The organism is Leifsonia sp. L25 (assembly GCF_050632895.1).
On the sequence record NZ_JBODRZ010000003.1, the window covers coordinates 2,456,363 to 2,477,941 of the forward strand.

The window sequence follows — 21,579 nt, forward strand, 5'->3', positions numbered from 1 at the left end:
GGGCTCACGGCGTGCGTTCCACCACGGCGAGCTCGTACGGGAAGCGGTCGACGATCTCGGAGGCCAGGAAGCCCAGAGGGGCGATCGAGCGGGCGAGGGAGGCGCCGGCCGCCTGGTGCAGGAAGGTCCCCCACACCGCTGCCTGCTCGGGGGCGCACCCGCGTGCGGCGAGACCGGCGATCGCGCCCGCCAAGGCGTCCCCGCTGCCCGACGTCCCGAGACCCGGTCCGCCGCCTTCGACGAGGAAAACCCGTCCGTCCGGGGCTGCGACCACGTTGTGGCAGGTGACGACCGCCCGATAGCGCCGCGCGATCTCGACGATGTCGCTCTGGTCGTCGCGCAGCCGGCGGCCGAGCAGCAGCGCGGCCTCGTCCTTGTTCGGGGTCAGGATGGTGTTGCGCGTCGGGACGCGGCGGCCGGACAGCGCTCCGAGAGCGAAGGCGTCGAGCACGACGGTGCTCTCCCGCGTCACGAGGCGGGTCAGCTTCCCCAGCATCTCCCGGGTCTCCCCGATGTCATCGAGGCCGGGCCCCAGCAGCACGGCGTCGGCCTGGCGCACGTCGGAGGCGGCTGCCGCGAGGGCCGAGCCCCGGATCCGGGCCCGTCCGGTCTCGCGCAGGGGCACGACGCCGCACTCCGGGAAGGCGACGGCCACCTCGACCGCAACGGACGACGCGATCGCCAGGGTGAGCCTGCCGGCGCCCACGCGCAGGGCCGCGCGGCCGGCGAGCAGCGCGCCGCCGGGCGACCGTGCCGCCCCGCCGACCACGACGACGTCGCCGCGCGACTTCTTCGAGGTCCCCGGTGCCGGGAGCGGCCAGCTGCGCAGCAGCGCAGCGTCGACGCGGCGACGCGAGGGCTCACTCGGTGACATGGGCCGCTCCGGGATGTTCGGTGGCGGGAAGGCCCGCCGCGATCAGGTGTGCGTCGTCCGCGAAGGCCTCCACCCGCCAGCCGCCGCCGTCCGCCACAAGGGTGGTCACGGTGGCGTTGCCGACCACGCGGTCGAGGAGGTACGCGTTCAGCTCCTGCTCGGTCCAGCCCAGCAGGACATAGAGGAAGAGGCTCACGACGGCGTCGTGCGTGAAGACCAGCACGGGACGACGGTCGGCGGCCGGGAGCTCCCGGGCGAACGAGCGCAGCCGGAGCGCGACATCCGTCCACGCCTCTCCGCCGGGGGCCGGTAGTAGAACGTGCCGAGCCAGCGGCGCCGGGCCGCCTCCTGCGGCAGACGCGTGTCGACGCCGTGTCGGGTGAGGGCGTCCAGGATGCCGAGCTCGCGGTCGCGGAGGCGCTCGTCGACGACGAACGCGTCGCCGTCCAGCGCGAGCCGGGCCGTGCTCACCGCACGCCGGTAGGGCGAACTCCACACCAGTGCTCCACGGCGATCGGCTCCGAGCTCGGCCGCGAGACGCGGACGGAGGGCGGCGGCCTGCCGCTCGCCCAGTTCGGAGAGCGGGACGTCGGCGTCACGTGCGCCGACGTCGATCACCTCCTCGCCGGCCGCCTCCGCGGCCGTGGCGGCGACGTTGGCGGTGCTCTCACCGTGGCGGACGAGCAGGATCTTCGCGGCGGTCATGGCCGGGAGTGTACGCGCGGGGTGGCGGGGGCACCGAGGGGTCTGCGCCGACGCGGGTCCCGCTACTCCCCGGAGAGTAGGCGCAGCTACTCCGCCGGCCGGATGACGACGATCCCGCGCCGGACGAGGATGGGCCCGAACGTTGCGATCCGTCGAGTGAAAGGGACCCCATGTCCGCCGCGCCCACCCCTCCCGCTTCTCCCGCGGACGTCGTCCGCCGATCCCGCGAGGCGTTGAGCGCGCTCGCCGTCCAGTTCCTGCTCGGGATGGCGGCGAACCTCATCGGGAGCCCGGAGGAGAACGTGGGCGCCGCCCGCGTGATCGCCGGTGTCGTCCTCGGCCTGCACGCGCTCGTGGGCATCGGGCTGATCGTCGTCGCGGTGCGAGCCTGGCTGACCGCCCGTCGCGAAGGCGTCGCCCCGCGCGCTGCGCTGTGGGCGTTCGTCGTGATCCTCCTGACGTTCCTCGCCGGGGTCGCGACGATGTTCACCGGGAGCGGCTGGCTGTCGTTCCTGATGTCGGCCGGGTTCGTGGCGGCCGCGGCACTGTACGTGGTGGTGGGTGCGAGCGCACTGCTCCGTGCCGGCGCCGTCGCGACGGCGCGGAACGAGCGCGTCGACTGATTACACGCGGGCGGCGCCCGGACACCGAGGTGCCCGGGCGCCGTTCGCATCCTTCCCCTACTTCAGCGTCATCGTCTCCATCCCCAGATACGTCTTCGCCGCCCACGACGCGGGGTCGTCGGCGAAGTGCCGGCGGAGGGCGCCGTTCTGGAGGGCGTTGTCGATGGACATCATGATCATCGACTGGTCGAGCACCAGGCGGCGGTGGCCGATCTGGCCGGTCGCCGGGTTGACCGCGTCGTAGAAGCCGCCGTCCTGGGTGTAGATGCCCGGGTAGAGTGTGCGCAGCTTCTGGATGTTCGCGTACGCGTCCTGCGGGAGCACGCCGAGCGTCGTGAAGGAGGCGTGCGGAGTGACGACGTCCTCCGTCGAGCAGCCCGGGCACTGGGCGAGCGCCTGGCCGGCCGGGAACTTCTGACCCGTCGCGCCGTAGATGCCGTAACCGCCGGTGTCGTCGGCGGTGCTCGACGGGGACATGCCCCAGACCGGGTAGCCGAGGGTCTGAGTGGCGTACTTCTCCTGCACCTGCGCCGTCCTCACGTCCGCCAGTCCGAAGCCGTTCTGGCCCCAGGTGGTCTCCGGGACGATCTCGTTGGCGAGCATCGCCTCGAACATGCCGCCGCCCCAGGTCGGCAGGAAGGTCATCGATGTGCCGGGATAGGTGTAGTGGCCCTCCCAGACGTTGAAGACCTTGCCGCTCTGCGGGTCGGTGTACTTCTGCCAGTCCCCGCCGACCGGCCACTGGCCCTGCCAGGAGAAGTCCGGATCCGTCGCACACTGCTTCGGCGGGAGGGTGCGCCAGGTGCGCCACCAGACGTCGCCGGGCATCTGGTGGAGGCCCATCCCGATGTACATCGCGATGCGCGGGTCGCTGTAGAGCGCGCCGTTGTGGTAGCCGGCCGGCCCCTGGCCGGCGTAGTAGCCGCCGTACATCTGACCGGTGGGCTGGTTGCCCGCGATGGCCGGGTTGGTGTTGCACGCGGTCTGCGCCCGGTCGTCGTAGAAGATCGAGAAGTCCATCGGGGCGATGAGCGCGTCGATCTGCGTGCGGAGCTCGGGGAGCGCCTGGCGCGCGACCAGCAGGCCGGACGCGTACCAGCCGTTGTCGACCGCGGAGAGGAACGAGCAGTTGTCCTGCTTCGGCGTCGTCTCGGTGGAGCAGTCGGCCGCGCCGGGGTTCAGGATGGCGTGCCCGTTCGTGGTGTCATACCACTGGAACAGGAAGCCGTGCGAGCGCTTCAGCGTGGCCACCGTGTCGAGCGTGGACGAGATCAGGGCGCGCTCCTGCGGCCGTTTGATGATTCCCAGATCGCCGGCGGAGACCACGCCCTCCAGGTAGGTGCCGATGTTCGCGGCGGAGGTGTACTGGCCCTTCGTGGTCCCCGGCCCGAGGTTGTCGAGCGGGAGATGGGTGACGGGGTCGGTGTCGTTCTGGAAGAACGTCCAGGTGTCCTTCGCGACCTGGAGGAGGCTCGCCTTCTGGGCGGCGGTGAGCGGCGGCTGCGCGCTCATGCCCTGCATGCCGTTGGCGTTCTGGCTCTGGTCGCCCGGCGTGCCGGTGGCGAACGCCGTCTGAGCGGTCGCGAGGGAGGCGACGGCGAGGACGGCTGCCGCGCCGGCCCTCACGATCGCGGTGGTGCGGCGTGAACGCCGCGGCGGTTGGGGTCTGGTCATGGGACAGTCTCCGTTTCGTGTCTTCGTCGACAACTGCTCGCGCGGGAACGCACTCCCGTGGAGCGATCACCCCGCGCACCGTATGCGCATACATTCGATCGCGCAAGACCCTGCGGATGGCAGTTCGGATGCTGTGCCAGCGCCTCCCGGTACTGAGGGTCCGTCGCCAGCAGCAGGCCGGTCATCAGCGCGCTCGTGAGCTGCGTCGAGAACAGCGTGTTGCCGGCCAGGCCGCCCGGGCTCTCCAACGTGCCGAGCAGCACGCGCGCGAGGCGCATCCACTCGGCGCCCCGTCCGGTCCGGACGTCCAGAAGGAGGGGAAGCGGATCTCGTCCACCGCGTCGACGCCGAGCATGCGCCCGAGCTCGCCCTCCAGCACGGCGCGGTCGAACCGCAGGTGTGCGAGCCGGTCGCCCGGGGACTCCCAGCCGTCGACCTCCAGCGCGTCGAACGGCCCGGAGACCGAGGCGACGTCGGGGTTCGCCGTGAACTGGTGCGAGCCGACGTACTGCTCCAACGGCCCGAGCGTCGGGACGCTCACCCCGTACGAGCCCTCGACGCCTCGGAAGCCGATCGTCACCCGCGTGCCGAAGCCGACCAGGCCGAGTGAGACGGGCCCGACGCGGGTGCCCACGACCCGGCACTCGAAGCCGAGCCCGCGGCCGGCCGGGCGGATGGCGCCGCCGTAGAACATCTTCGACGCGACCGCGCGCGCCTCGTCCGCATCACCCGTCGTGAAGGACGACACCCGGCCGTCCGGGAGCGTCATGTGCCGAAGCTCCTCCATGAGGGGAAGCGGCGCGGGAGGGCTGCCCGTCACGCGGCGAGCTGGGCGGCCCACGCGCGGCGCAGGCCCTCGCGCGCGCGATAGGTGAGGGCGGCGGCCGCGTTCGGCGAGATGCCGAGAACGCCGGCGACCTCCGACGACGTCAGCTGCTCCACCTCGCTGTACCACAGGGCGTTCCGCCACCGCTCCGGCAGTCCGCCGAGCACGGCGGCGACACGCGACCGCTCCCAGAGCACGTCCAGGTGCTCGTCGGTCCACGGCTCGTCGCCGTACGCCCCCGGGTCCTCGACGGCGACCTCCTGCCGGGCGGACCCCCAGGCGGCGGCTGCGTTGCGGATCGTGGTGTAGAGGTAGGCGCGGAAGCCGCGGACCGGCCCGTTGCCGTTCCGGAGCGCCCGGAAGATCCGGGCGAACGCCTCCGCCACGAGGTCGTCGGCGTCGAAGGCGGAGGTCAGGGAGGCCGCGAACCGGCGCCCGGCGTCGGAGTGGCGGCGCCAGAGCTCGGCGAACGACGCGGTGTCGCCTGCTCGGCTGCGGGCGACGAGGTCGTCGTCGACGGCGGTGTCTGGGTACGGGCGCATGGCGGTTCCTTCCGGGGACGGCCGCGCGCGACGAGGGAGGCCGCCCCGACGATTCGGGAGAGGGCCGCCCTGCTGTGCGGAGGGGTCCGGATCGGGCGCCGGATCGAGTGCTCCGCGGGGGCGGCACAGGGACGGAAAGAACCTATTTCCGCGCGCGAACGCTCGAAAGCCGATCTGGGACAGGCGGGTGGCCGGTTTGGGACACGGTCATCCGAAGGGTGACGGGACGGGCCGCGGCGGCCTCGTGCGCGTCTGTCAGTCCCCGGAGCCCCGTTCGCCCTGGTCCGCGACCGCCGTGAGCTGCGCCAGGAACCCGGCGACCGCTGCCGCCCCCGCTGGTCGAGCTCCGTTGCGACATCGAGCATCCGCCGGTGCATGTCCGCCAGGGTGTGCCTGACCTCCTCGTCCGCTCCCGGCGTGGCACGGATCGTCAGGCTGCGCCGGTCCTGCGGGTGCGGGTGGCGGGTGACGTGGCCGGACGCGGTGAGGCGGTCGAGCATGGCGGTGACCGAGGAGGATTTGATGTCCAGGTGAGCACCGAGCTCGACGGGGGTCGCGGAGCGGCCGTCGGCCTCGGCCTTCAGGAGGAAGCGCAGCGCCTTCAGATCGGCTTCACCCATCCGCATCGACTCGCGGGCGCGGCGGCGCATGGCCTGCTCCGCAGTGCGGTACTCGCGCAGCGAGGCGATGACACGGACGGCGTGCGGGGGCGCCGTGTCGTACCAGGGCGCCTCGCTCATCGGGTCGAGCTTAGCGGGAGCCCGCCTTGGCCGCCCGCTGCGTCGTCGTCGCACCGGCGGCGGCGGGCGTGTCGATCCGGTCGACCGCATCCCGGAGGCGGTCCATGAAGTCCACGATGGTCTCCGCGTCCTCCGGAGTCAGGTTCGACGCGACCTCGACCAGCTCCTCGCGGACGTCGCCGAGGATGGTGCGCTGGAGCCGGTCGGTGGGGACCGTCGGCTCGATGATGAGCGCGCGGCGGTCGAAGGGGCTGGGGACCCGGCGGATGTGACCGGCCTTCTCGAGGCGGTCGAGGAGGACGGTGATGGACGAGCTCTGGATGCCCAGGTACTCCGCGAGCTCGCGCGGCCCGACCGTCGTCCCGTGCTCACTCGCCCGGAGCAGGTAGCGGAGCGCCGAGATGTCGTTCTCGTTCATCCGCATGGCCTTCTCGGACCGGCGTTGCATGGCGCTGTCGGCCTCGCCGTAGGCGCGCAGGTGCTCCAGGACCTCGATCGCCCGCTCGCGGTCCGTCTCGGCGCTGTACCAGTAGTGGGGCGCCGGACGCGTGCTGTCCGTCGTCATGCAACAGATGATAGACCATCTACAAGCTAGAGAGTCTAGCGACTAGCCGACCGCGACGCTCCGCTCACCGGAACGGCCACGGCGGTCACGGTATCGGCCCAGATCGGTCGGCTCCTCTGTCACCAGCAACCCGCTGGTGCGCCCCGACATCTCGATCATGCTGTTGAGCCACGCGCTGTTCAGGCCGCCGAGGTCCGCGCTGTCGAACTCGTAGCGGATCGGGATGGCCGTGCGGGATGAGCCTAGCTGATCGCTAGGGCGTCTAGCTACATGGATTTCTAGATGCTCGATCGTCGCATCAGTAGCAGGCCGAAGCCCCCGAATCAACCCCCGGCCGAAAGTTGCTTAGACCGTCGATTAGCTAGAAGCTCTAGTTACTTCAACGAATCTCGCACCACCGTTCGGCCGAAAGGGAAAGTCATGACGATCGCGGTCAAGGCAGCTCGCCCGCTTCCGCAGCGCTCCGAGACCCGGGTGCGCCACAGCGTCCGCACGGCCTCAGCGCCCGGTCAGAGCGAGCACCTCGCGTGGCGTCAGCCGGTGGCCGGGCTCTGGGTCGCCGAGACCCCGTCGGCCTACCTCGGCATGATCGAGCAGACGGACGACGGCTTCACCGCGTCGGCCGGCGACGGACGGTCGCTCGGCTCCTTCGCCGCTCTCGCCGACGCCAAGATCGCGGTCTACGCGAACTGGTTCCGGCCGCAGAAGACAGGGCTCATCGGGTGGCTGCTGCGCCGGGCATGACCGACGACGCCGAGGAGGCCGTGACCGACTGGAGCGAACTCGTCCCGAAACGTGCCTACGTCCTCCGTTCGCCGGCCGGCGACGACCTGCTCTCCACGTACGGCGGACCCGGCGAACAGCCGGGCTCCGCGGTGTTCTTCGCACACTCGCCGGAGGGCGACGGCGAACTCGCCATCGGCCCCGACGACGGCTGGACGGTGCTGCGCAGCGTCCAGGAGGACTAGATTTCGCTCATGAGCGCCGCGACGGAGGGCAAAGCCCAGATCCGGAAGGCCGCCCGCACAGCGGGCGACAGCAAGTTCCTCGAGTATCCGGCTCGTGGCGGGTTCGCCGCGAGCGGGCTCGTCCAAGTCCTGCTCGGCGGGCTGGCCATCCAGCTCGGGGCGGCTCATGTCGGGGAGCCGGACCAGAGCGGTGCGCTCGCCGAGGTGGCGAAGATCCCCGGTGGCTTCATCGTCCTCTGGATCGCTGCCATCGGGCTGTTCGCCCTCGCGCTCTGGCTCCTGATCGAGACCGTCCTGGTCAGAGCCGCGTCGACGGCCGACCGCTGGCTCGCGCGCGCGGAGTACGTGAGCAAGGCGGTCGCCTACGCCGTCCTCGGCTTCACCGCCGTCGCCTTCGCCGACGGCCATCCGTCGCACGCCAGCACGACCACCCGTCAGGTCAGCGCGGGGATCCTGGCCTCACCCGGAGGTCAGCTCGGGCTGGGCGTCCTCGGCCTGGTGACCGGCGCCGTCGGCTGCTACTTCGTCGTCAAGGGGGTCCGGCGCCGCTTCCGCCAGGACATCGAGGTGCCGAGCGGCGCCGCCGGGCATGTGATCGTCGTCCTCGGCGTGGTGGGCTACATCGCGAAGGGCATCGTGGTCGTGCTCGCGGGCGTCGCCTTCATCCTCGCGGCGGTCCGCGCGCAGCCCGCGACCGCGACGGGCCTGGCGGGCGGGCTGGGCGCGTTGCAGGAGCTCCCGTTCGGCGGCGTCGCGATCGTCGTGGTGGGGCTCGGGCTCATCGCGTCCGGCGTCTACAACATGGCGCGGGCGTGGCTCGCGCGGTTCTGAGGCCGAGAAGACCCTCCGGTTGCCTCGACCGGGCCGTAGCGGCTCGTCGACGACCGGGTACCGGCCTCCCGCGTTGTGCAGCCGCTCGCGTCGCTCGACCTCGTGGAGGACGGCCTTGGCGAGGAAGTGCGCCCAGGACCGGTCGTGCTCGGCCGCGGCCGTCCTCCGGTAGGTCTCCCGTGCGCGGGCCCGGAGCGCCGTGGAGACCTGGAAACTCACGCTGTCGCGGGGGCCCCCTGCGGATCCGGCTGCGTCTCGGCCATCGTCATCGTGTCTCCTCTTATCGCCGACGCTCCTGAGAGAGCGCCGGCGCCGGGGAGTATGACGCGCGCCGTCAGCCGGTCGACGCGCGCATGACGAGCTCGGCGGGGAGCTGCTCGGTCTCCGGGGCGTCGCCGCCGTCGATGAGGGGCACGGTCCTGAAGACCCGGGCTTATGGTGTCAAACGGTTCACGTTCCCTGAAGAAGCGGAGGCTCCATCCGATGGAGAAGATCATCCTCGACTGCGATCCCGGTCACGACGACGCCATCGCGCTCATGCTCGCCCACGGAAACCCGCAGATCGAGCTGCTCGCCGTGACGACCGTCGCAGGCAACCAGACCCTCGGCAAGGTCACCCGCAACGCGCTGTCCGTCGCGCGCGTCGCCGGAATCGCCGGCGTCCCGTTCGCTGCCGGCTCCGACCGCCCGCTGGTGCGCCCGATCGAGGTCGCGCCGGACATCCACGGCGAGTCCGGCCTCGACGGGCCCGTGCTCCCGGAGCCGCTGATCGAGCTCGACGTCCGCCACGCGGTCGACCTCATCGTCGAGACCGTGATGGCCCACGAGCCCGGCACCGTCACGCTCGTCCCGACCGGCGCGCTGACGAACATCGCGCTCGCCGTGCGTCGCGAGCTTCGGATCGTGGAGCGCGTCAAGCAGGTCGTCCTCATGGGCGGCGGCGTGCAGGTGGGCAACTGGAGCCCGGTCGCCGAGTTCAACATCGTGATCGACCCGGAGGCCGCGGACATCGTCTTCAGCGCCGGCTGGAAGGTCGTCATGGTCGGCCTCGACCTCACCCACCAGGCACTCGCGACCCCGGAGGTCCGCGAGCGCATCGCCGCGGTCGGCACGGCTCCCGCACGGTTCGTCGGCGAGCTGCTCGATTTCTTCGGACGCACCTACTCGGAGACGCAGGGCTTCGACAGCCCGCCCGTCCACGACCCGTGCGCGGTCGCCTACGTGATCGACCCCACGATCGTGCGCGCCGAGCGGATGCCCATCGCGATCGAGACGCAGGGGCGGCTGACCACCGGGATGACCGTGGCCGACCGCCGCAGGCCCGCTCCTGACGACTGTGCGACCTGGGCCGCGCTCGAGCTCGACCGCGAGCGGTTCTGGGGCCTCGTGGTCGACGCGCTGGAGCGCATCGGCGACCCGGAGGCCGGGCGGTGACTTCGGGCAGGATCGTCGTCGTCGGTTCTCTGAACGCCGACCTGGTCGTGCGCACGGAGCGGTTCCCCCGGGCGGGCGAGACCGTCTCCGGAGGCGACCTGCTCGTCGGCGCGGGCGGCAAGGGCGCCAACCAGGCCGTGGCCGCCGGCCGGATCGGCGGCGACGTCGCGATGGTCGGCGCGGTCGGGGCGGACGCGCACGGCGAGCTGCTGCGCTCGGCCGTGGCGGCGGCAGGCGTGGACACGTCCCACGTGGCCGTCCGCGACGGCGCGGCGACCGGCACGGCCCTCATCACCGTGGCCGAGGACGGCGAGAACACCATCGTGGTCTCCGCGGGCGCCAACGGCTCGCTCACGCCGGACGACCTCCCGGACAACGTCTTCGACGGCGCGGCCGTGCTCGGCCTCTGCCTGGAGGTGCCGCCTGCGACCGTGCGGGGCGCCGCCGAGCGTGCCCACGCGGCCGGCGTGACGGTCGTCCTCAACCCGTCTCCGTTGGGGGCGGCCGCGCGCGACCTCGTCCCGGTCGCCGACGTCCTGCTCGTCAACGAGGGGGAGGCGGAGGCGCTCCTCGGCCTGGCGGAGGGCGCAGTCGCGTCCGACCCCGCCGCCGTGCGCGACGGATTCGCCGGGCTCGGGATCGCTCGCGCGGTCGTCACCCGCGGGGCGGACGGCTGCCTGATCGTCGACGGGGACGCGGCCCCCGCGCACGTCGCCGCGGTGCGGATCACAGCCGTCGACACGACGGGCGCGGGCGACGCCTTCATGGGCTCGCTGCTCGTCCGGCTGGCGGAGGGCGACGCGCTGGTGGACGCCGCGCGGTTCGCCGTGGGCGTCGGCGGGTACGCGGCCGCGCATCCCGGCGCACAGGCGTCGTACCCGGATCCCGAGCAGCTCGCGGCCTTCCTCGCGGGGCCGGCGCCGTACGAGGCGCGGTGAGCCGTCAGGCCGTGTGACGCGAGGACGCCGCCAGCGGCACGTGCCAGCGGAACCGCAGCGACAGCATCCGGAATGCGAACACCAGCGCCGCGACCGCGGCTTCGGTCCACGGGTTGTAACCGCCGAGGTTCCACAGCACGGCGATGATCGCCGCACCGAGCATCGCCGGCACCGCGTAGACGTCGTGCGGGTCGAAGAGCCGCGGGTCGCGGTTGGCGACCACATCCCGGAGCAGGCCGCCGCCGACCGCGGACGTCACGCCGAGCACTGCCGCAGCGATCGGGTTCGCGCCGCGCTCGAGCGCGATCACGGTGCCGGTGATGCAGAACAGCGCGAGGCCTCCGCCGTCGAAGACCAGCAACGTGCGCGAGAACCGCTGCACGGCGCCGAACAGGACGTAGACGAGCACGGCCGCCACGACGGGCGGCGCGAGGTAGATCGGCTTCGCGAACGCGTTCGGGGTGACCCCGAGGACGACATCCCGGATGACCCCGCCGCCGAGCCCGGTCAGCGAACCGAGCAGCAGCGACCCGACGATGTCGAAGCCGCGCCGGGCCGCGAGCAGGCTGCCCGAGATGGCGAAGAAGAAGGTGCCGAGCAGGTCGAGGACGAGGGGGACCACCAGCTGCACCTCACTCACCGGGGCCACGCCCGTCGCGTCGCCGCCGCTCCGGCGGGCAGAGGACAGCCTCTCACGGGCGACGGTGACGGCTCACGCCGCGCCGCGGTCGAACCCCGGCCCGAGCGCGCTGAGGGCGAACGACGCGATGTCGAGGATCGGCGCGTTCGTGTACTGCGCGATCGTCCGCCGGAACTCGGGCAGCAGCGTGCACTCCAGCACGAGCGCGCCGATGCCGTCGAGCCGGCCGCCCGGCGCGCACTCGCGTTCGAGCACGGCTTCCACGCCCGTGCGCAGCGTGTCGAGGTCCCAGCCGTTGCCGAACGCGTGGTCGTTCGTGAGGATGCCGTTCCAGCCCGGCTGGTCCTCCAGCCCGACGATCGTCAGGCGCGGGTGCAGCGGGTCGGAGGCGAGCATCCGGGTGGCGAGCGGCGCGGACACGGTGAGCACGCCGATCCGTCTGCCGGTCAGGGTCGCGGCGAGCGGCAGGAGGTCCAGGCTGCTCGTGAGGGTGTTCGCGGTCGGGAGGCCGGACTGGCGGGCGTAGTAGAAGAAACCGCAGTCCGTGATGATCAGCGAGCAGTGCGCCAGCCGTTCCCTGGCGCGCCAGAAGGCGTCGATCGCGACCGGGTCGCCGGCGACGAGCTGCTCCACCCGGGCGCCGCGCGCGACGGCGTAGGACACCGGGATGCCCGGCCAGCTCGCCGGGTTCTCGAAGAAGCCGACCGGGTTGGCGCTGATCGCCGGGGCGCCGGCCTCGACGCAGTCGAGGTCGTCGACCGCGTACGAGTCGAGGTCGCAGAGGATGACGCCGAGTGTCCGTGCGGTCATGCCGACACCGAGGCCACGACCGGTCGCGCGGTGTCGCGAGCGGCGCTGCCGACGACGGCGACGGCGTTGACCTCCACCCGGATTCCGGGGATGTTCAGCTCCTTGCCGATCAGGATGCCGGTCGCGGTCGGACCCGGCTTCGGGAAGTAGCTGAACCGGATGTCGTAGGTGCGCTGCCACTCCTCGACGCTGAGCTCGCCCGAGTAGAACGTGTTGAACGTGGACCACGTCGCCCATCGTCCCACCGAGGTCCTCGATGACCGCCTGCAGGGACTGCATCACCGCGTGGCACTGCGCCTCGATGTCGCCGGGGTGCCGCACGTTGCCGTGCTCGTCCAGGTCCTCCTGGCCGCCGACCCAGATCATGTCGCCGACCCGGATGCCGTGGCTGTGGTTGATGGTGAAGTGGCCGGGCACCTGCCAGTGGCCAGGAACCTGTGCGATGAGTCGTTCGGCGGTCATGATCTTCTCCTCTGAAAGCCGGTGATGTGGGTTCGATCACCAGTCTGCGAGTCGACGGGGGCGAGCGCACCGTTCCGAGCGCGGCGGTCGCTGATGCTGCCGCAAGGGATCCTTCGGCTGGGCCGCCCCGGTCAGTTCCCGGCTGTGGCCGCCGCCTGGATCACGGCTTTCTGGGTGGCCGCGGCCTGGCGGATCTCGTCCAGCACCGCGCGGACGATCGGGCGGCGCTCGTCCGCCGCCCGCGTGACCGCCAGGACCCGGCGGCCGAGGTGGGGCCGGTCGAGCGAGTGGATGCTCACCGGAGCGACGCCGCGGTCGATCGACAGCGGCGGCAGCACCGAGATGCCGCGGCCGCGCGAGATCGACTCGACCAGCAGGAGGAGGTCCGCAGTGTGCCAGCGCACGTTCGGCTCGAACCCCTCCGACCGGCAGGCGAACCGCACCGCCTGCCCGCAGGCGCCGAGCTCGTCGGGCATCACCCACGGTTCGTTCTTGAGGTCGGCCAGCCGTACCTTCGACGGCATCTCGAACGTGGGCGGAACGACGAGCACGAGCGGCTCCCGCAGGAGCTCGGTCGTGTGCAGGTAGTCGGGGAACGCCATCGGCACGTTGTCGTAGAGGTCGATGATCGCGACGTCGAGCGCGCCGCCGAGCAGGAGGTCGATGCTCTCCGAAGGCTCGATGACGTTGACGGTCAGCTCGACGTCGGGAGCGTCGGCGGCCAGGCTCTCGGCGACCGGGAGCAGCACGAAGCGGGCGACGGACGGGATGGCGCCGATGCGGACGCGGCCCGCGAGCTCGCCGCTGAGCTGGTCCATTTCGGCGCGTGTGGCCTCCAGCAGGCGGAGGATGCGGCGGGCGTGCTCGACCAGGATCTCGCCGGCGCCGGTGAGTCCGACACCGCGAGGGGAGCGGTCGAGGAGCTTCACGCCCGCCTCCCGCTCGAGGATGCTGATCTGCTGCGAGACCGCCGAGGAGCTGATGCCGATCGTCCGTGCCGCCCCGGCGAGCGAGCCCTGCCGCGCCACCTCGCTGAGCACGCGCAGGCGGGGGACGTCCGGGAGCGAGTTGTCCGTCATGCGCACATTCTTCCATGATTAGTTGTACTTACGACAGTCTAAGGATTATCGTAAGAAAAAGCTTCAACTCTCGCCCCCGAATCGAGTAGACGACGATGTCACCTGAACGCTCCTCCGCCGAAGCCCCGGCGACCGCCGCGCCGCACACGGTCGGCGCACGCGGCCACGTCCTCCGGGCCGTCGAGCACGCGATCGACCAGGCCAGGTCCGACCTGATCGGGCTCAGCCACTGCATCCACTCCACGCCGGAAGTCGGGTTCGAGGAGCACCGCTCGGCCGCCATCGTGTCCGAGTTCCTCCGCCGGCACGGCTTCGCGCCGACCGTCGGTGTGTTCGGGATGCCGACCGCGCTGCGCGTCCAGGCCGGCACAGGCGGTCCGCGGATCGCGGTGCTCGCCGAGTACGACGCGCTGCCGGAGGTCGGGCACGGCTGCGGACACAACGTCATCTGCGCCGCGGCCGTCGGAGCCTTCCTCGGCGTGAGCGCGCAGCTTCCGGAGCTGGGCGGCTCCGTCGTCCTCCTCGGGACGCCGGCGGAGGAGAACGGCGGCGGCAAGGAGGTGCTGGAGCGGGCAGGCGCGTTCGACGACATCGACGCCGTCGTGATGGTGCACCCGTTCACCGGGCCCGATGAGGTGGCGTCCTTCACCTCCCTCGCCGTGCGCGACGTGGAGGCCACCTTCCACGGCGTCGCGGCGCACGCCTCCTCCGCGCCGCACGAGGGCCTCAACGCCCTCGACGCCGTGGTCGCGGCGTATCAGGGTGTCGCCGCACTGCGTCAGCACATCCCCGCCACCGACCGGTTGCATGCCATCATCACCAACGGCGGCGCCGCCACCAACGTCGTCCCCGAGACCGCGGCGCTGACGGTCGAGGTCCGTTCGGAGTCCCTGGACGAGCTCGTCGACCTCTCGGAGCGCGTGCAGCGCATCCTCGACGGCGCCGCCCTCGCCACAGGCACCCGCCTCGAGGCCCGGTGGGACCCGTTCCCCGCCTACCTGCCGGTGCGCAGCAATTCCGTGCTCGCCACGCGGTACTTCACCCACATGTCGGCGCGCGGCCGCAGGATCGTGCTCGATCCGCCCGGGCTCGTCGGCGGCGGCTGGTCCACCGATCTCGGCAACGTGAGCGTCCGGCGGCCTTCCATCCACCCCACCGTCAGCATCTCGCCGAAGCCGATCGTCATGCACACGGCGCGGTTCGGCCGCCAGGCGGTCAGCCCGCTCGGCGACGCCGCCGTGATCGACAGCGCCGCCGGTCTCGCCGCCACGATGGCGGACTACCTCGCCGACCCGGTGCTCCGCGACGCCGTCGACCGCGACTTCGCTGCGGCGGGCGGCCGTGTCGACGTGGAGCGGCTGCTGGCCGCGCCGGTCAGCGCGCTCTCCTCGACTTCTTTCGACGGAACCTGACGATGCTGCTCAACCCGGTCCATCTCCGCACGCTGTCCGTCGTCGTCCGCACCGGCTCGTTCGCGGACGCCGCGCGCCAGATCGGCTACACCGGGTCCGCCGTCTCGCAGCAGGTCGCCGCCCTGGAGCACAGCCTCCGGGCGACCCTGTTCGAGCGTGACGCGCACAGCATCCGGCCGACCGCCGCGGCGCTCTTCCTGGCCGAACGCGCCCATGACATCCTGATGGCGCTCGGCGCGCTGGAGGACGACATGCGCGGCCTCAGCTCGGGAGGCTTCGGCCGGCTCCGCATCGGCGGCTTCGCGGCGGTGAACGAGCGCCTGCTCCCGTGCAGCCTGGCGGACTACCGCCGGTCGCACCCGAACGTCGACCTCGCCCTCGACGAGGGCGAACCGGACGAGCTGGTTGCCAAGCTGCGCGACGCGCTGCTGGACGTGGCGGTCGTCTACGAGTACGACCTGGTGCCCCAGCGCTGGCCCACCGCTGCGACGATGACGCCGCTGCTGGACGAAGAGCTGTTCCTGATGGTCCCGGAGTCGCACGTCCTCGCGGGCGCGGACTCCGCGCAGATCGACCAGCTCGCCGCCGAGACGTGGGTCTCGACGCGGGAGGGCTCCGCCGGCGACAGCTGCCTGATCCGTCTGTGCGGGGGAGCGGGCTTCGACCCGCTCATCGCGATGCGCGGCGCCCGCGCGGACTCCGTGCGCGGCATGGTCCAGGCCGGGATCGGCATCGCCCTCGTGCCCGCGCTGTCCGCGGCTCCCGCGGACGGGACGCACCTGCTGCCCCTCGACGGCGGCCTGCGCCGCCATGTGCTCGCGCTGCACCGCGCGGAGCACGAGAGCACGCTGGCGGCCGACTCGGTGGCGGCGATGTCCGCGACGGTGCGGGCCCTCATCGACAAGGAGGCCGGGGTCTCTGCGCCCGGCGCCCAGCGCCGTCGCGTCGCGGAAGTCGAGTACCTCGCCCAGCGCGTCGCTGCGGCGGGGTAGCCCCTGCACCTTCGTGCCGAATGTCGACTTTCGCGAGGCGAAAGCCGACATTCGGCACGAATTGCAGTGGGTCAGGCGTCGCTCTCCCCGGTGATGCCGGAGGTGGATTGGATGACGGTGGCCATCTTCTTGTTGAGGGCTTCGTAGAACATGGAGAGGGGGAATTCGTCGTCCAGGACGGCGTCGGTGTATCCCTTGGGTGGTCCGGCGAGGACTTCGTCCGGCAGTCCGCGTGCCCACACCGACGCCGGGTTCGGGGTCAGGGTCTGGGTGAGCATGTCGTAGGCGGCGAGCCAGTGCGCGACTTTGGGCCGGTCGATGGAGCGCCAGTACAGGTCGTTGATGCGGTCCGAGAGGGCGATGACCACGTCGGGGACCTGATCCCAGTCGATGGTGAGCTGGGTGTCGGTCCAGTGCAGCACGTTGTGCTGGTGCAGCCAGGCGAACAGCAACTGGCCGCCGAGGCCGTCGTAGTTTCGGATGCGGCTGCCGGTGATCGCGAACCGGAAGATCCGGTCGAAGGTCACCGCGTACTGCACCAGTTTGGCGTGGTCGCGGATCTGTTTCTGCGCCGGGGACAGTTCCGATTCGGGCAGGGCGCCGAGTTCGCGTTGGAGGCGGACGGATTCGCGGAACGCGGTCAGGTCGCAGCGCAGCTCTTCCAGCGAGTAGAGGAAGAACGGCATCCGCTGTTTGATCATGAACGGGTCGAAGGGCAGGTCGCCGCGCATGTGGGAGCGGTCGTGGATGATGTCCCACATCACGAACGTCTCCTCCGTCAGGCGCTGGTCCTCCAGCATGAGGGCGGCATCCTCCGGGAGTTCCAGTTTCGTGATCTGTGCGGCAGCGGCCACGACCCGCCGGTAGCGGGCGGCCTCCCGGTCCTGGAAGATCGCACCCCACGTGAACGTGGGGATCTCCGCCACCGACACGCTCTCCGGGAACAGCACCGCGGAGTTCGTGTCGTAGCCCGGGGTGAAGTCGATGAACGACAGCGAAACGAACAAGGCGTTGGTGTACCGCTGCTCCAGCTCGCCGATGAAGTCGGGCCAGATCACCTCCACCAGCACGGCCTCGACGAACCGGTTCGTGCTCCCGTTCTGCGTGTACATCGGGAACACGACCAGGTGCGCGAGCCCGTCCTCCCGGTGGAGCTGCGGCTGGAAGGCGACGAGGGAGTCCCGGAAGTCCGGCACCCCGAATCCCTCGTGGGCCCAGCGCGCGAAGTCCCGGTCCAGCGCGGCCAGATACGCCGCGTCGTGCGGAAACAGGGGTGCGAGCGCCGCGACCGACCCGCGGATGGAGCGCACCAGCTCCACCGCCCAGGTGCGGCTGGCCAGCTCGTCGAGCGAGCCGTCCTTCACCTGGAGCTGCTGGAGGTCGATGGCGGCCTGCTTCAGAGCGAGCCAGTCGGGGTTCGCGCGCAGGCGGTCACGGTTCGGCGTCGCGGTGGCGGCGTACTCGAGCTCGGTGTTCATCAGATCCCTTTCGTGGCGATGGCGGGCAGAGGCATGGAAAGCAGGGGCATGGAAAGCAGGGGTGTGGAAAGCAGGGGTGTGGAAGGCGGCGGGCGACGGTGTCGAGGTCGCATCGCCCGCCGCCGGTCTGGGAGTCGGGGGTGCCTGGGGTGGGGAGCAGGCGTCAGCTGATCAGCCGCGGCGCCCCCGTGTTCGCGGCCGAGCCGGGCAGCCCGTGAGACTGGAGGATCTTCGCGAGCTGACCGTTCGCCTTGATCGTGGTGATGAAGCCGTCCAGGGCCTTCAGCAGCGCCGGGTTGTCGAAGGAGATCGGGAAGGTGGTCTGCGGCGGCTGGAGGGAGGCGCCGATCACCGAGTCCGGCTTGGCGACCTTCACCTTCAGGTTCGGGGCGTTGAACGACCCGGAGCCGAAGCTGTCCATCGCGACCTGCAGGCGCCCGGCTTTGAGGTCCTGGTACATGTCGGTGGTCGACTTGTAGATCTTGAGGCCGTCGCCGTAGTAGGCCTTCGCCTCGCCGACCCACAGGTCGCCGTCGACCGTGCCGACGGTCTTGCCCTTCAGCGAGGACACAGAGTCGTAGCCCTCCTTCGACACGAAGGCCATCTGGTCGAGGTACACCGGCTCGGTCAGCCCGACGATCTTGGCGCGGGAGGCCGACCGCCACCACGACCCGGCGGCGACGTCCGAGCGTCCGGTCTGCACGGCGGGGATGACCGCCGCGGTCGCGACCGGAGTCGCGGTGACGGTCACGCACTCCTCCTTGGCGAAGGCGTTGAGGATGTCGCCGTCGATCCCGCCGAGCGAGGTGCCCTGGGAGGTGATGAACGGCGGCAGGGCGGACAGGGTGACGGTCAGCGTTCCCTTGCTGATCGTGCTGAACGTGTCCTTCGGCTTGCAGCCGGCCGCGACGCCGGTGCTCCCGGTCGAGGCCGCGCATCCCGTGAGGGCGGTGGCGAGGACGACGAGCGCTGCGGCTGCTGCGGTTGCGACGATGCGATTCGGGCGGTGTGGCATGGTGCTGCTCCTTCAGGGGGTGGGGACCGGCGCGCGATGGGGCGCCAGGGCTTTCTCGACACGCGTGCTCAACCAGCTCGCCGGGATCGTGATGGCCGCGTAGAGGAGGCCGGCCAGGGTGAGGATGCTCAGGTAGCGGAACGTGGTGGAGCCGATGGAGTAGGCCTGCGACATCAGCTCGGGCACCGCGATGGTGTAGGCGAGCGACGTCGCCTGGAAGATCATGATCGAGAACCCGACGAGCGGCGGGATCGCGATCCGGAGGCCCTGCGGGATGACGATGTAGCGCAGCGTGTCCCGCCGGCTCAGTCCGAGCGCGTCCGCGGCCTCGACCTCCGACTCCGGCACGGCCTGGAGGCCGCCACGGATGATCTCGCTGGTGTACGCCGCGGTGGTCAGGCCGAGGGCGATGACCGATGCGGCGAAGGAGCCGAAGGTGACCCCGACCGTGGGGAGGCCGAAGTACACGAGTTGCAGCACGACCAGCGCAGGGGTGCCGCGCCCGATCTCCACGATGACGATGGTGGTCATCCGCAGCGCCCGGCTGCGGACGCCGGCGCCGAGCGCGAGCAGGAGGCCGGCCGGCAACCCCACGGCCAGAATGGCGCCGGTGAGGCGCAGGCTCACCCCGAGCCCGCCGAGCAGTTGCGGCCAGAACTGGATCCAGTCCTCGACGAGATTCATCGTGCGACCCTCTTTCGGAGCGTGGTGTCGAGGCGCCGGGTCACCCAGGCGCACGGGATGGTCATGGCGATGTAGAGGCCGGCGGCCCAGAGGAACGGGACGATCCCGTTGGCGGTCTGGCTGGCGTCCTGGCCGGCGAAGAAGACGATGTCCTGCACGCCGATCACGGAGGCGATGGAGGAGTCCTTGAGCAGCCCGATCGCGTACGTCGCCGCGGCCGGGATGGACACCCGGAGCACCTGGGGCCCGATCACGGTGGCGAGGGTGGCCGTGCGGGACATCCCGAGGGCGTCGCTGGCCTCCCATTGCCCGTCGCTGATCGCGGTGAGGCCGCCGCGGTAGATCTCCGCCAGGTAGGCGGAGGTGACGACCCCGAAGCCGATGATCGCGGCCGTGAACGGGTCGAGCTTGATCGCGCCGCTGCCGATCCCGAAGTACAGGATGAACAGCCACACCAGCGGCGGGATGCCGCGGACGACCTCGATGACGGCGCGGGCGGCGAACCGCAGCGACGCGAAGCGGGAGCGGCGGGCGAGGGCGAGCGGGACGCCGCCTACGGCGCCGAGGGCGAAGGAGCACACGGTCACCAGCAGCGTCATCTGGACGCCCTGGACGACGACGGCGAGGTGGTCCATGTCAGCGCTCCAGGACCGCGCGCAGGAACTGGCGGGTCCGCTCGGTGCCGGGCGCGGTGAACACCTGCTCCGGCTCGCCTTCTTCGAGGATGGCGCCCTGCGCCATCACGACGACGCGGTCGGAGACGTCGCGCGCGAACTGCATCTCGTGCGTGACGACGACCATCGTCATCCCGGACTTCGCGAGCTCCCGCATCACCGCCAGGACCTCCAGCCCGACCTCCGGGTCGAGCGCGGAGGTGGGCTCGTCGAACAGCATGACGTGCGGGTCGAGCGCGAGCGCCCGGGCGATCGCGATGCGCTGCTGCTGCCCTCCCGAACAACGCCCGGGGAACTGGCTCGCCTTGTCGACCAGGCCGACCCGGTCGAGCAGTGCCATCGACCGGGCGTCGGCCTCGGCCCGGCTGCGGCCGAGCACCCGCTCCTGCGCGAGGCTGACGTTGCGGAGGACGGTCATGTGCGGGAACAGGTTGAACGACTGGAACACCATGCCGACGTCGCGGCGCAGCGCCTGGAGCTGCTTGCGTTTGATCTCGGAGCCGGCGTCGATCTGGGTGCCCTCGACGGTGACGCATCCGCTGTCCGGCACCTCCAGCAGGTTGATGCAGCGCAGCAGCGTGCTCTTGCCCGCGCCGCTCGGGCCGATGATCGCGACGACCTCGCCCTCCCGCACGGAGAGCGACACGTCGTCGATGACGGTGTGCTCGCCGTAGCGTTTGACGACGGACCGCAACGCTATGGCGACCCCGTCGCGGTGATCTGAATCCAGCATGTCGAACTCGTTCCTGGAGGCTGTGGAGACAATCGACCGGGACGGTGTCCGATGCGGGGCCGGCCCCCGCGGCGATGCGGGGACGGGACGGGAACACTGCGACGTCGTTGTCGTGGATTGTTCTGGATCCAGGATGCGGCGGCGCGGCCGCGTGCGCTACGGAACGAGCGCCGCTGTCGGTTGGGGTGGCGTAAGGAGTGTTTTCGCTGGGGGCCGGACGGCTTCCGCTCAGCCTTTCGTGAGGTCCTCCGCCAGCATCACCAGGATGCCGCTCGGCCCGCGCAGGTAGGTCAGCTTGTACACGTCCCGGTAGTCGGCCACGCCGCGGAGCGGATGGCACCCGTGCCTCGCCGCGACCTCCAGCGCCGCGTCGATGTCGTCGACCTGGAACGCGACGCGGTGCATGCCGATCTCGTTCGGGAGGGTCGGTTCGGTCTCGATCGGATCCGGGTGCAGGTACTCGAACAACTCGAGGCGCCCCTGGCCGCCGGGCGTCTGCAGCAGGGCGATGTTCGCGTGGTTTCCGTCGAGGCCGACGGCGGTGTCCGTCCACTCGCCGCTGACCGTGTCGCGGCCGACGACCTCCAGACCGAGGTCGGTGAAGAAGGCGATCGCCGCCTCCAGGTCGCGTACGGCGATGCCGACGTTGTCGAGCGTGATGGGCATGCGACGCATGGTACCCACTCGCCGGCGGCGCGGGGCCCGAGGCTCGCGCGCAGCCCCGGTGCGTCCGCGGAAACCCCCGTAACAGCGGGAATCCGGCAGCCGCGCGCGAACTCCGGTCAGGCTGGAAAACACCTGCCTTCGGCTGCATCATGCATCGGAAATCCGCGCTTGGCAACAGCGGGTTTCGCAGAGCCGAACGCACCAGAGCCCGACC

25 protein-coding genes and 2 pseudogenes are annotated in these 21,579 nt (G+C 71.2%); 8 read left to right on the plus strand and 19 right to left on the minus strand.

Annotation, left to right across the window (positions count from 1 at the left end; translation table 11 throughout):
* Positions 1 to 4: 4 nt before the first annotated feature.
* Genes ACRAWC_RS16305 through ACRAWC_RS16315 form a run of 3 tightly spaced genes read right to left on the minus strand, consistent with a single transcriptional unit; the run spans position 5 to position 1,579 of the window.
* Positions 5 to 874 carry an NAD(P)H-hydrate dehydratase gene (locus ACRAWC_RS16305; RefSeq protein WP_431348662.1) on the minus strand — a complete coding sequence of 290 codons (870 nt, stop codon included), beginning with the start codon at positions 872 to 874 and terminating at the stop codon, positions 5 to 7.
* Positions 861 to 1,142 (minus strand): histidine phosphatase family protein, encoded by a 282-nt coding sequence (locus tag ACRAWC_RS16310; RefSeq protein ID WP_431349468.1) that lies wholly within the window; start codon positions 1,140 to 1,142, stop codon positions 861 to 863. The genes ACRAWC_RS16305 and ACRAWC_RS16310 overlap by 14 nt, the downstream gene beginning before the upstream one ends.
* Complete coding sequence (locus ACRAWC_RS16315; protein ID WP_431348663.1) at positions 1,067 to 1,579, minus strand: histidine phosphatase family protein; 513 nt, start codon at positions 1,577 to 1,579, stop codon at positions 1,067 to 1,069. The genes ACRAWC_RS16310 and ACRAWC_RS16315 overlap by 76 nt, the downstream gene beginning before the upstream one ends.
* Positions 1,580 to 1,749: 170 nt before the next feature.
* Between ACRAWC_RS16315 and ACRAWC_RS16320 the strand changes: the two genes are divergently transcribed.
* Entirely contained in the window at positions 1,750 to 2,202 is a 453-nt protein-coding gene (locus tag ACRAWC_RS16320; RefSeq protein ID WP_431348664.1) for a hypothetical protein, read from the plus strand.
* A gap of 57 nt (positions 2,203 to 2,259) precedes the next feature.
* Here the strand turns inward: ACRAWC_RS16320 and ACRAWC_RS16325 are convergent, their stop codons facing one another.
* From ACRAWC_RS16325 to ACRAWC_RS16345, 5 genes and pseudogenes are all read right to left on the minus strand, one after another.
* A complete protein-coding gene (locus ACRAWC_RS16325; RefSeq protein ID WP_431348665.1) occupies positions 2,260 to 3,876 on the minus strand; it encodes a glucoamylase family protein in 1,617 nt (538 codons plus the stop codon).
* A 184-nt stretch (positions 3,877 to 4,060) separates the two neighbouring features.
* Positions 4,061 to 4,645 (minus strand): hypothetical protein, encoded by a 585-nt coding sequence (locus tag ACRAWC_RS16330; protein WP_431348666.1) that lies wholly within the window; start codon positions 4,643 to 4,645, stop codon positions 4,061 to 4,063.
* A gap of 47 nt (positions 4,646 to 4,692) precedes the next feature.
* Positions 4,693 to 5,244 carry an RNA polymerase sigma factor gene (locus tag ACRAWC_RS16335; RefSeq protein ID WP_431348667.1) on the minus strand — a complete coding sequence of 184 codons (552 nt, stop codon included), beginning with the start codon at positions 5,242 to 5,244 and terminating at the stop codon, positions 4,693 to 4,695.
* Between the two features lie 491 nt (positions 5,245 to 5,735).
* Positions 5,736 to 6,074 (minus strand): annotated as a pseudogene (locus ACRAWC_RS16340) (hypothetical protein); the annotation flags it as partial.
* Positions 5,995 to 6,549 (minus strand): MarR family winged helix-turn-helix transcriptional regulator, encoded by a 555-nt coding sequence (locus ACRAWC_RS16345; RefSeq protein WP_431348668.1) that lies wholly within the window; start codon positions 6,547 to 6,549, stop codon positions 5,995 to 5,997. The gene ACRAWC_RS16345 and the pseudogene ACRAWC_RS16340, both read right to left, overlap by 80 nt.
* 420 nt (positions 6,550 to 6,969) lie before the next feature.
* Between ACRAWC_RS16345 and ACRAWC_RS16350 the strand changes: the two genes are divergently transcribed.
* The 5 genes from ACRAWC_RS16350 to ACRAWC_RS16370 all read left to right on the plus strand — a co-directional run bounded on the left by ACRAWC_RS16350 (position 6,970) and on the right by ACRAWC_RS16370 (position 10,720).
* Entirely contained in the window at positions 6,970 to 7,293 is a 324-nt protein-coding gene (locus tag ACRAWC_RS16350) for a hypothetical protein (protein WP_431348669.1), read from the plus strand.
* Positions 7,290 to 7,517 (plus strand): hypothetical protein, encoded by a 228-nt coding sequence (locus ACRAWC_RS16355; protein ID WP_431348670.1) that lies wholly within the window; start codon positions 7,290 to 7,292, stop codon positions 7,515 to 7,517. The genes ACRAWC_RS16350 and ACRAWC_RS16355 overlap by 4 nt, the downstream gene beginning before the upstream one ends.
* 9 nt (positions 7,518 to 7,526) lie before the next feature.
* Entirely contained in the window at positions 7,527 to 8,348 is an 822-nt protein-coding gene (locus ACRAWC_RS16360) for a DUF1206 domain-containing protein (protein ID WP_431348671.1), read from the plus strand.
* Positions 8,349 to 8,831: 483 nt separating this feature from the next.
* Positions 8,832 to 9,782, plus strand: a complete 951-nt coding sequence (locus tag ACRAWC_RS16365) for a nucleoside hydrolase (protein ID WP_431348672.1) — start codon at positions 8,832 to 8,834, stop codon at positions 9,780 to 9,782.
* On the plus strand, positions 9,779 to 10,720 hold the full coding sequence (locus ACRAWC_RS16370) for a ribokinase (protein ID WP_431348673.1): 942 nt from the start codon (positions 9,779 to 9,781) through the stop codon (positions 10,718 to 10,720). Before ACRAWC_RS16365 ends, ACRAWC_RS16370 begins: the two co-directional genes overlap by 4 nt.
* Before the next feature lie 4 nt (positions 10,721 to 10,724).
* On the opposite strand, the gene ACRAWC_RS16375 is transcribed toward ACRAWC_RS16370, so the two are convergent.
* The 5 genes and pseudogenes from ACRAWC_RS16375 to ACRAWC_RS16395 form a co-directional block, all read right to left on the minus strand.
* On the minus strand, positions 10,725 to 11,345 hold the full coding sequence (locus ACRAWC_RS16375; protein ID WP_431349469.1) for a trimeric intracellular cation channel family protein: 621 nt from the start codon (positions 11,343 to 11,345) through the stop codon (positions 10,725 to 10,727).
* An 87-nt stretch (positions 11,346 to 11,432) separates the two neighbouring features.
* Positions 11,433 to 12,170, minus strand: coding sequence for a hypothetical protein (locus ACRAWC_RS16380; RefSeq protein ID WP_431349505.1), 738 nt, complete (start codon positions 12,168 to 12,170; stop codon positions 11,433 to 11,435).
* Positions 12,167 to 12,415, minus strand: a complete 249-nt coding sequence (locus ACRAWC_RS16385; RefSeq protein WP_431349506.1) for a hypothetical protein — start codon at positions 12,413 to 12,415, stop codon at positions 12,167 to 12,169. The genes ACRAWC_RS16380 and ACRAWC_RS16385 overlap by 4 nt, the downstream gene beginning before the upstream one ends.
* Before the next feature lie 28 nt (positions 12,416 to 12,443).
* Positions 12,444 to 12,632, minus strand: a pseudogene (locus tag ACRAWC_RS16390) (RidA family protein); the annotation flags it as partial.
* A 131-nt stretch (positions 12,633 to 12,763) separates the two neighbouring features.
* Positions 12,764 to 13,711: a LysR family transcriptional regulator gene (locus ACRAWC_RS16395; protein WP_431348674.1), complete on the minus strand. Its 948-nt coding sequence runs from the start codon at positions 13,709 to 13,711 to the stop codon at positions 12,764 to 12,766.
* Positions 13,712 to 13,806: 95 nt separating this feature from the next.
* On the opposite strand from ACRAWC_RS16395, the gene ACRAWC_RS16400 reads away from it, so the two are divergent.
* Together ACRAWC_RS16400 and ACRAWC_RS16405 are read left to right on the plus strand one after the other, a co-directional pair.
* Entirely contained in the window at positions 13,807 to 15,123 is a 1,317-nt protein-coding gene (locus ACRAWC_RS16400; RefSeq protein WP_431348675.1) for a M20 family metallopeptidase, read from the plus strand.
* Positions 15,124 to 15,125: 2 nt separating this feature from the next.
* Complete coding sequence (locus ACRAWC_RS16405) at positions 15,126 to 16,115, plus strand: LysR family transcriptional regulator (protein ID WP_431348676.1); 990 nt, start codon at positions 15,126 to 15,128, stop codon at positions 16,113 to 16,115.
* A 71-nt stretch (positions 16,116 to 16,186) separates the two neighbouring features.
* On the opposite strand, the gene ACRAWC_RS16410 is transcribed toward ACRAWC_RS16405, so the two are convergent.
* The 6 genes from ACRAWC_RS16410 to ACRAWC_RS16435 form a co-directional block, all read right to left on the minus strand.
* Positions 16,187 to 17,593, minus strand: a complete 1,407-nt coding sequence (locus tag ACRAWC_RS16410) for a DUF6421 family protein (protein ID WP_431348677.1) — start codon at positions 17,591 to 17,593, stop codon at positions 16,187 to 16,189.
* Between the two features lie 163 nt (positions 17,594 to 17,756).
* Positions 17,757 to 18,608, minus strand: coding sequence for a substrate-binding periplasmic protein (locus ACRAWC_RS16415; RefSeq protein WP_431348678.1), 852 nt, complete (start codon positions 18,606 to 18,608; stop codon positions 17,757 to 17,759).
* Between the two features lie 12 nt (positions 18,609 to 18,620).
* Complete coding sequence (locus ACRAWC_RS16420) at positions 18,621 to 19,292, minus strand: amino acid ABC transporter permease (RefSeq protein ID WP_431348679.1); 672 nt, start codon at positions 19,290 to 19,292, stop codon at positions 18,621 to 18,623.
* Positions 19,289 to 19,927: an amino acid ABC transporter permease gene (locus ACRAWC_RS16425; RefSeq protein WP_431348680.1), complete on the minus strand. Its 639-nt coding sequence runs from the start codon at positions 19,925 to 19,927 to the stop codon at positions 19,289 to 19,291. The genes ACRAWC_RS16420 and ACRAWC_RS16425 overlap by 4 nt, the downstream gene beginning before the upstream one ends.
* Before the next feature lies 1 nt (position 19,928).
* Positions 19,929 to 20,699 carry an amino acid ABC transporter ATP-binding protein gene (locus ACRAWC_RS16430; RefSeq protein ID WP_431348681.1) on the minus strand — a complete coding sequence of 257 codons (771 nt, stop codon included), beginning with the start codon at positions 20,697 to 20,699 and terminating at the stop codon, positions 19,929 to 19,931.
* Between the two features lie 228 nt (positions 20,700 to 20,927).
* Entirely contained in the window at positions 20,928 to 21,365 is a 438-nt protein-coding gene (locus ACRAWC_RS16435; protein WP_431348682.1) for a VOC family protein, read from the minus strand.
* Positions 21,366 to 21,579 lie beyond the last annotated feature (214 nt).